Source organism: Solibacillus merdavium (assembly GCF_014836935.1).
Classification (GTDB): Bacteria; Bacillota; Bacilli; order Bacillales_A; family Planococcaceae; genus Solibacillus; species Solibacillus ferritrahens.
In genome coordinates this window covers 207672-217276 of sequence record NZ_JACSPW010000004.1, presented here as the reverse complement: position 1 = coordinate 217276, position 9605 = coordinate 207672, and the positions used below count along the sequence as shown (strand labels likewise).

At 40.6% G+C, this 9605-nt stretch carries 9 protein-coding genes and 2 tRNA genes; all 11 read left to right on the top strand.

All coding sequences use genetic code 11. The annotated features are described in order from the left end of the window. Position 1 precedes the first annotated feature (1 nt). Positions 2–77, top strand: a tRNA-Asn gene (locus H9632_RS06695). 4 nt (positions 78–81) lie between these two features. Beyond that, positions 82–153: transfer RNA gene (locus H9632_RS06690), tRNA-Glu, on the top strand. Positions 154–491: 338 nt separating this feature from the next. Next, the gene (locus tag H9632_RS06685; protein ID WP_191703335.1) at positions 492–2069 is read left to right on the top strand and encodes an S-layer homology domain-containing protein; all 1578 of its coding nucleotides are present in this window, start codon (positions 492–494) and stop codon (positions 2067–2069) included. A 315-nt stretch (positions 2070–2384) separates the two neighbouring features. Next, positions 2385–2864: a flavin reductase family protein gene (locus H9632_RS06680; protein ID WP_191703334.1), complete on the top strand. Its 480-nt coding sequence runs from the start codon at positions 2385–2387 to the stop codon at positions 2862–2864. Between the two features lie 20 nt (positions 2865–2884). Then, positions 2885–4363, top strand: coding sequence for a 4-hydroxyphenylacetate 3-hydroxylase family protein (locus tag H9632_RS06675; RefSeq protein WP_191703333.1), 1479 nt, complete (start codon positions 2885–2887; stop codon positions 4361–4363). 16 nt (positions 4364–4379) lie between these two features. Beyond that, positions 4380–5129, top strand: a complete 750-nt coding sequence (locus H9632_RS06670; RefSeq protein WP_191703332.1) for an IclR family transcriptional regulator — start codon at positions 4380–4382, stop codon at positions 5127–5129. A gap of 86 nt (positions 5130–5215) precedes the next feature. Next, positions 5216–5773, top strand: a complete 558-nt coding sequence (locus H9632_RS06665; RefSeq protein WP_191703331.1) for a 3-hydroxyanthranilate 3,4-dioxygenase — start codon at positions 5216–5218, stop codon at positions 5771–5773. Beyond that, the gene (locus H9632_RS06660) at positions 5770–6774 is read left to right on the top strand and encodes an amidohydrolase family protein (RefSeq protein WP_191703330.1); all 1005 of its coding nucleotides are present in this window, start codon (positions 5770–5772) and stop codon (positions 6772–6774) included. The genes H9632_RS06665 and H9632_RS06660 overlap by 4 nt, the downstream gene beginning before the upstream one ends. Beyond that, positions 6774–7232, top strand: coding sequence for a RidA family protein (locus H9632_RS06655; protein ID WP_191703329.1), 459 nt, complete (start codon positions 6774–6776; stop codon positions 7230–7232). The genes H9632_RS06660 and H9632_RS06655 overlap by 1 nt, the downstream gene beginning before the upstream one ends. A 110-nt stretch (positions 7233–7342) precedes the next feature. Beyond that, on the top strand, positions 7343–8803 hold the full coding sequence (locus tag H9632_RS06650; protein ID WP_191703328.1) for an aldehyde dehydrogenase: 1461 nt from the start codon (positions 7343–7345) through the stop codon (positions 8801–8803). Positions 8804–8819: 16 nt separating this feature from the next. Continuing rightward, positions 8820–9599 (top strand): 2-keto-4-pentenoate hydratase, encoded by a 780-nt coding sequence (locus tag H9632_RS06645; RefSeq protein ID WP_191703327.1) that lies wholly within the window; start codon positions 8820–8822, stop codon positions 9597–9599. The last annotated feature ends 6 nt before the right edge of the window (positions 9600–9605 follow it).

Here is a 9605-nt window from a genome sequence, read left to right as displayed (position 1 = left end):
TTCCGAAGTAGCTCAGTTGGTAGAGCATCCGGCTGTTAACCGGCAGGTCGCAGGTTCGAGTCCTGCCTTCGGAGCCAAATAGGCCCGTTGGTCAAGTGGTTAAGACACCGCCCTTTCACGGCGGTAACACGGGTTCGAATCCCGTACGGGTCATTTTAAAGCATGTAGCATAGGCTGCATGCTTTTTTATTTTTGTAAGGAATATGATGCAATTGCTAATCATTTTTTTGTATAAAAAAAGACAAAAAATAAAATTTTATTGAAACATAACATACATATTGCCAATCCATACTATAAACAATAATCGAAAAATAAATTCATTTTAACATCTTAAGGTTGAGTCTCAATAAAGTTCCTCCTCCTATATTGGAAGCCTTCTATAAAGTGAGGGTTAAATAGCCACAAGTGGTATTAAATAACCACATATATTATTTGAAAATAACTTCCTTTCTATTCTAAAAAACCTATAATAAATAGCGGGAGGTTAAAAAATGAATAAAATATTTAGTGTATTACTAACGTTGATTCTTATAATATCAATGTCTTTACCAGCAACTGCTGCACAAGCGAAGCAGGTCTTTACAGATGTACCACCAAAGCATAGTAACTATAATGATATAGCTTATTTATTAAATAAAGGTATTATTTCTGCCGACAAAAACGCGTATGGTGTGAAGGATATTGTGACGCGTGAGGAAGTAGCAGTCATGGTAGCAAAAGCTGTCGGACTGGATGGTACAAAACGTGCCACGAAATTTAAAGATGTTCCAAAATCACATGCCAATAGTGGCTATATTCAATCTGCTGTGGAAGCAGGAATCATCAACGGTTATACAGATGGTACGTTTAAGCCGACGGCAAAAGTAACGCGTGGACATATGGCGGCGTTTATTGCACGTGCATTCGATCTGCCAAACGGTACGAAAACTTTCAAAGACGTGAAAAAAGGTCATACTGCATATGAAGCAGTGAGCCAATTAGCAGCAGCAAAAATAACAACCGGTTATGAGGATGGTACGTTTAAGCCGGCCAATAATTTAACGCGTGCACATATTTCTGCCTTTTTAGCACGAGCAGTGAAGTATCAGGAAAACCTAAATTCATCAAAAAAAATGAAAGTTCACTTTTTAGATGTAGGACAAGGGGATTCGATATTCATTCAGGCGCCAAATGGTAAAACAATGCTTATAGATGCCGGGACAAAGGAATATGGCAATACAGTTGTTTCGTACTTAAAAGCACAAAATGTGAAGAAGCTCGATTACATTGTCGCAACCCATCCTGATGCAGATCATATCGGCGGGTTAAATGCAGTCATTCAAGCATTTCAGGTAGGGGAATTTATCAACAGTGGTAAATCCCATACAACGGTGACGTATGAGAAATTACTGGAAACTGTTTTAAGTAAAAATATCCGCTATAAGGAACCAACTGTAGGGGAAACCATTAATTTAGATAGTGAAGTAAAAACACAAGTATTAGCAGTCGATGCAAAGACAAGTAACACAAACGATGCATCCATTGTATTGAAGCTTACGTATAAAAATGTATCATTTTTATTAATGGGTGATGCTGATACTGAAGTAGAGGCACAAATCTCAAAGGCATATAATGTGTCGGCAACTGTATTAAAAGCGGGTCATCACGGATCAAGTACAAGTAGCTCACTGTCATTTTTACAAAAGGTTAAGCCTGAAGCGATTGTTTTAAGCTACGCAAAAGACAACAGCTATGGTCATCCACATAAAGAAGTGATGGCAAATATTAAAACAATCGGTACAAAAGCTTATGCAACAGCGGAGACAGGTACAATTGTTACTACAACAAATGGTCAAACCTATTCGATTAATGCAAAAGAGTTAATTGTACCGACAACAACACCAACAACGCCTACCAAACCAACAGGTAATGTAAGCTCAGGTACTTATGTTATTCCAGGAGCACCAACTTCATTTAAAAACTGTACAGAAATGCGTAAATATTACCCTTCTGGTGTCAAGTCATCTCACCCTGCCTATGCAGCAGCAAGAGACGGGGATAAAGATGGTTGGGCTTGTGAGTTAAAATAATTATTATGAAAGGGATGTCCGGAGTTCGGATATCCCTTTTTTGAGTTGAACAATTTTAAAGCACCAAATGCCTAATGAGAAAGGCATTGGTGCTTTTTATGATGAATATCAAAGTTAGTATAGAAAAATTTATCCGTCAATTGAGTAAATCGAAATGGAGGATTATTAACTGTTATTAACGAAAAGAAGAATTATAAACTTCAATATAAGAATATTAAAAAAATTTAGATAATTTCATATTGTGAAATTTATCGCTATAACCACCATATTCATCTTGTTAATATGAGATTAATAATTTGAAAGGGGGTTTTTATTATGGACGGAAAATTATTAAGACAGGCATTTGGAAAGTTTCCGACAGGTGTAACAGTTGTGACTTGGTTTGATGAAGATGGGATTAATGGAATTACGGTGAATTCATTTACATCGGTGTCTTTAGAGCCACCACTTGCACTTGTGTCGATTGATAAAAAAGCAAATTCATATAAGCAGTTACAAAATAAACCTTTCACGATCAATGTGTTGGCGGATGATCAGGAGGCTATTGCATGGCAGTTTGCGGGTCGTCCACAGGAGGGACTGGATATTCCTTGGAATAAGGAAGGGGATTCGCCAAGCATTACCGGTGTGTCGAGCTACTTTAAATGCAAGCAATGGCAACAATATGATGCAGGTGATCATGTGCTGTTTATTGGAGAGGTTACAGAATTCGAACGTCAAGACGGTGATTCATTAACATTCTTTGAAGGTAGGATGGGAACGACAGCGATGTATAAAAGCCAGGAAGTGCAATAATTATAAAGGGAGTGTATATGGTGGGGATTCGTACTGGAGCACAATATATTGAAGCATTAAAGTCACGCAAGCCAGAAGTTTGGTTAAACGGGAAAATCGTAGAAAATATTTTGGATGAACCATACTTTAAACAACCTGCACAGGAAATTGCAAAGTTGTATGATATGCAGCATGATCCCGTATATCAGGATGATTTAACCGTAGTGTGCGAGGAAACAGGAGAGCGTATGGCGACATCCTTTTTAATGCCACATAATTATGAGGATATTATGAAGCGAAGTAAGGCGTTTGAGGTGGTGGCACGTCAAACTTTCGGATTAATGGGTCGTACACCGGATTTTTTAAATACAGTTGTAACATCGTTGGCTCAAAACTCTTGGTTTTTACGCAAATATAATGAGGACTGGGCAACGAATATCGAAAACTACTATAAGCATTTACGAGATAACGATATTTTCTTAACACATGCGATTGTGAATCCTCAAAATGACCGAAGTAAAAATTCGCATGAACAGGCTGATAAATTTACGCATCTTGGTGTCGTAGAGGAACGACCTGAAGGAATTATTGTACGCGGGGCAAAAATGCTGGCGACATTGGCGGCATTGACAGATGAAGTGATTGTTTATTCGTTCCCAGGTTTTGCGCCCGGAGATGAACGATATGCGCTGGCGTTTGCCGTACCGGTTGATGTAAAAGGGCTGAAAATTATTTGCCGTGAGCCTGTGCAGGACGGTACACGTTCAACATTCGATCATCCACTTGCATCGCGATATGAAGAAATGGATGCATTACTGGTTTTCGAAGATGTACTTGTTCCTTGGGATAAAGTATTCCTTTACAACAATGTTGAGGCAGCAAACTTGCTGTATCCTATGACAGGTATTGCTGAGCAACCAGCCCATCAATCGGGCGTACGCGGCTATATAAAGCTAAAATTTGCGGTGGAAGTTGCATGTAAAGTGGCAGATTCAATCGGAGCAGACCAATATTTACATGTGCAACGGGATTTAGGGGAGTTAATTCAAAATACAGAGGTTATTCGTTCACTACTGCGTACAGCAGAGCATGAATATACAATTACGGAATATGGAGAGGCACGATTAAACCCAGTCGTACTGGAAACAATTCGCGGTATGATGCCAGACATGTACCCCCGCACAATCGAAGTAATGCAGACAATTGGTGCAGGGGGCTTGCTTATGATGCCAACAGAGGCAGACTTCTTAAGTGAGGAGTTGCGTCCAACGATTGATCGTCATTATGGTGGTCGTGCAGGTATCGATGCAGAGGCACGCATGAAAATCTTCAAGCTAGCCTGGGATTTATGTGGAGAGGCGTTTGGGATGCGCGCATTACAATATGAGCGTTATTACACTGGAGATCCAATTCGTAAACGCGCAATTTTCTACAACAAGTACAAAAAGGACAATGCGCTTGATTTAGCTGATGCTATTTTAATGAAGGAAGATACGGTAAAAGAGCCACAGACAAACTAATCAGGAGGTAATAGGAATGATCGCTTCTGTAAGTAAAATGGCACAAATTATTGATTTATTTTTCGAAAGTGAGTCAGCTTTGTCAAACAAACAAATTGCAGAAATGTTAGGTCTTCCTGTTAGCTCAGCACACCATTTTTTAAAGACGATGTGCAAGGAAAATATACTAATGCAAGATAAAGACCGTAAATATCGACTCGGCTGGCGCATTTTAGAGTGGAGTAATAAAGTCATGTATCAGCAGGAGATGAATGAAAAGGTCGCACCAATTGCGGCAAGTCTTGTAAATCGCTATAAAGGCAGCGTTCATGTTGGGATGTTCGATAACGGCCAAGTCCGATTCATATTTAAAAGTGTTTCACCCCATTCAGATGTATTGCCGACATATATCGGTGTAACAAGATTCCCGGCTCATGCCACAAGTATCGGTAAGGTGCTGCTTGCCTATAACCCTTCTTTTTTGAAGGCGGTTGAGCATCATGGTATGGAGAAGTTTACGGAAAATACGATAACTGATATTGCTGATTTGAAGGTAGAGCTAAAAGAGATTTATAAACAAGGCTTTGCTGTTAGCAAGGGTGAAAATGAAACAGGGACATTTGGAATCGCCGCACCAATTAAAAGCTATAGTGGGCAAGTTATTGCCGCATTAAACTTCGTATGCGATATCAATTACGTTCAGGAACATAATTATCAGCTTATTTTAAATGAGGTTATCCGCTCTGCGCAGACAATATCGCGGGAGATTGGCTATATAACGATCTAAATGCTAACGTGATTAGCTTATTATATTCTACTTAATAGAAAACTAGTAAGCGAGGCACATAGCACAAAAAAATAGGAGGTTTTACAATGAACAATTTTACTGAAGTAAGCAAAATGCAGGCACGCTCTCAAAACATTTGGAAAATCATAGAGGAAAACAAAGATTTATTAAAGCCACCAGTAAATAATACGGTACTATGGAATGATTCTCAGTTTTTAGTAATGCTAGTTGGCGGTCCAAACGCACGTCGTGAATTCCACGTAAGCCCTTCAGATGAAATTTTCTACCAAGTAAAAGGCTCTTGCTATGTTGAAATCATTAATGATGAAAATAAACGCGAAGTAATTGAAGTAAAAGAAGGAGAGATGTTCGTATTACCAGGCAATGTGCCGCATTCTCCGCACCGCGTAGCTGACACATACGGCATCGTAATTGAATATAAACGTCAAGAAGGCGAACTAGAGGACTTAGTATGGCTATGTGAAAAATGCGATCATGAAGTACATCGTGTAACGCTCCAAGTAACGAATATCGGACAACAGATTGCAGAAGGCATTGCAAAGTTCAATGGCTCGGAGGAATTACGTACGTGCGATAAGTGCGGTCACGTAATGTCAGAAAAAGTTGAGGAATGGCAAGTATGAGAATCGATTTCCATACACACATTTATCCATTGAATTTACCTAATTTTGTAGAGAAGTACGGTAATGATAAATGGCCGGTAATGGAGCAAAAATGTTCTTGTGGAGCAGACATTATGGTAAGCGGCAATTTGTTTCGAGAAGTGACGGATCAAGTGTGGGATTCGAAAAAGCGTATAGAGGATATGAAAAAAGAAGGTGTGGATATGCAGGTGATTTCACCTGTACCTGTTACTTTTTCGTACTGGGCACCAGTGGAGCAAGCGCTAGAAATGGCACAATTCCAAAATGATTTTATCGCTAACATAGTAAAGGACTATCCAGCGCATTTTGCTGGGTTAGGCACCGTGCCGATGCAGGATGCGGAGGTAGCTATTGCAGAAATGCGTCGTTGTAAGGAACTTGGGTTAGCAGGTATTGAAATTGGAACAAACGTCAATGGCGAAAACTTGGATGCAGACTATTTGCTTCCGTTTTTCCAAGCGGCTGAAGAGCTGGAGATGCCGCTGTTTATTCATCCATGGGAAACGATGGCGAAAGATCGCACACCACGTCATAACTTTATGTACACAGTAGGCATGCCGAGTGAGACAGCTCTTGCCGCTGCGAGCTTAATATGGAGTGGCGTGATGGAAAAATGTCCGAACCTCAAAGTATGCTTTGCACATGGCGGCGGGTCATTTGCATATATTTTACCGCGCCTCGATCAAGGCTGGGATGTTTGGCCGCATTTACGTCTTACAGAGCATCCGCCGAGTTATTACGCTAAAAAGTTTTATTTCGATTCGCTCGTTTACGATAAAGACAATTTTGCCTTTTTGTTAGAGCGCTTTGGTCATGACAAGATCATTATGGGATCGGATTACCCATTTTTGCTACGTGAGATTAATCCAGGTAAAGTCATCGATGAATCGCTGCAGCTTTCAGACGAAGTGAAGAGTGCTGTTCTTGGCGAAAATGCGCGTCAGTTTTTAAATTTAGCGAAGATTGGTGTGAGTAAATAATGAATAATACACAAACGCCAGAATCACAGTTGGAGAAGCTGGGCATTGAGCTAGGGAAACCACGTTCGGCAGTTGGAAATTATGTAGGCTGTGTGCGTACGGGAAATTTAATTTTCACATCAGGTCAAGGTGTTGACCAATATCACGGTAAGCTTGGTGAGGATTTAACAGTTGAAGAGGGCTATGCGGCGTCACGGCAGTCGATGATTAACTTAATTACAGTGCTGAAGCATGAATTAGGAGATTTATCGAAGGTGAAGCGCGTTGTGAAAATTTTAGGAATGGTTAATTCTGCTCCTGATTTTACACAGCAGCCAAAAGTAATGGATGGGGCATCGGATTTACTTGTTGAAGTATTTGGTGAAAAGGGAAAGCATGCACGTTCAGCGGTAGGAATGGCGCAATTGCCGAATAATACAGCAATTGAAATCGAGATGATTGTTGAAGTAGAAGAATAACAGCACGTGCGGCAGCTTTAAGGAAGTAATAGCTTTATCTTCTTTAAGGTTGCCTTATTTTATACATCGACGTAAAGCGAGGTGAATCCTACACATAGCTGTAGGAAGATATGCAACAAGTACAGGTAAAGGGTATTGATTGTCGCAATTTTATTAACGGTCATTATATCGAGGCGGCTGAAGATCGGAAATTTTTAAATATTAATCCAGCAACTGAAGAAGTAATCGGTTGGGTAGCTGAAGCAACACAGGATGAAGTCGATTTTGCGGTGAAAGCAGCTAAGGCGGCTGTAAAAGGCGAATGGTCTACGTTTACAGTGAAACAGCGCTCGCAGGTGATTCGCAAAATTGGCGATCTTATTTTGGAAAATGTAGAAGAGTTTGCAATGCTTGAAGCGCTTGATACAGGAAAGCCTTACGCATTAGCAATGGAGATGGATATTAAACGCGCGGCACATAACTTTCACTTTTTTGCCGATTATGTGACGTCATTAGGAAATGAAGCATATAACCAGGACAATATTGCGCTGCATTATACAGTAACGCGACCGGTAGGAGTTGTGGCAATGATTAATCCTTGGAACTTGCCGCTCTTATTATTAACGTGGAAGCTTGCCCCATGTTTAGCTGCAGGTAGTACAGCCGTTATGAAACCGGCTGAATTAACACCAATGACGGCAACGAAGCTCGCAGAAATTTGTAAGGAAGCGGGTGTGCCGGATGGTGTTGTTAATATTGTACATGGTTTCGGAAAAGATTCTGCAGGGGCGTTTTTATCAGAGCACCCATTAGTGGATGCGATAACCTTTACTGGGGAAACGCGTACAGGAACGACAATTATGAAGGCAGCTGCCCCAACGTTAAAGAAAGTGTCATTTGAGCTTGGCGGCAAAAACCCTGCCATAATTTTTGCGGATTCAGATATCGAAGAAGTAGTGGAAACGACACTACACTCGAGCTTCCGTAATCAAGGGCAAGTATGCTTATGTGCATCACGTATATACGTAGAGCGTTCCATCATGGATGACTTTTTGCAGAAATTTGTAGCCCGTACGAAAGAGCTGGTTGTCGGAGACCCATTTGATTCTAAAACGAATATCGGCTCATTAGTAGGGAAGGAACATTACGAAAAAGTCATGCACTATATAGATATTGCTAAAGAAGAAGGCGGCACAATTTTAACAGGCGGAAGGCGACCGGCACATATGGAAAAGGGCTACTTTATCGAACCGACAATTATTGTTGGATTAGATGAACATTCACGCTGTGTAAAGGAAGAAATTTTCGGGCCCGTCGTTACGGTATTGCCATTTGATTCAGAAGAAGAAGTAATTGGTTATGCGAATGATACAACGTATGGTTTAGGAGCGACAATTTGGACGAATGATTTACGTCGTGCGCACCGTGTAGCTGGGCAAATCGAATCGGGAATTGTATGGGTGAATACATGGTATTTACGCGATTTACGTACACCGTTTGGCGGTATGAAACAAAGTGGAATCGGGCGTGAAGGCGGCGCACATAGCTTCGAATTTTACTGTGAGCAATCGAACGTAACAATCAAATTATAAAAGCAGGTGACCTATGATGAGTGTAAATTTAATTGAATGGTCAAGTAGAATTTCGCAAGCAGAAAAAACACGTCAAGGTATTGCACCATTGACGGAACAAATCGACAGTTTAAGTTTAAAGGATGCCTATTCAATTCAGCTTGAGCAAATACATCGTAAAGTTAATGCCGGCGACAATATTACGGGCAAAAAAATTGGCTTGACCTCGCGCGCGATGCAGCAGCTGCTCAATGTAGATGAACCGGATTATGGTCATTTACTGGCGTCGATGGCTATAACAAATAATGTCCTTGATTGCAGCGAGTGTATTAAGCCGCGTGTAGAAGCAGAAATTGCATTTGTCATGAAGGAGGACTTAATTGGTCCGAATGTTACGTTGGAACAAGTACTTGCAGCAACCGATTATGTCGTTGCGAGTCTTGAAATCGTTGATAGTCGCATTAAAGATTGGAAAATTAAGTTGCTAGATACGATAGCGGATAACGCATCGTCAGCGAAATATGTGTTAGGGGATATAAAGAAGTCGATTGAGGAAATTGACCTGCCTGCTGTAGAAATGAATTTTTATAAAAATGGTGAATTGGTCAATAGCGGAAAAGGGACAGATGTTTTAGGCAATCCTGCCGCATGTGTTGTATGGCTCGTAAATCGGTTAGCTGATTTTAATATTGGAGTGAAAAAAGGCGAAGTAATTTTATCGGGTGCTCTATCCGCTGCACTTGATGCAAGCCCAGGGGACGAATTTACAGCGGACTTTGGTGAAACGCTCGGGAAAATTCAACTAAGCTGTGTTTAATAGGAG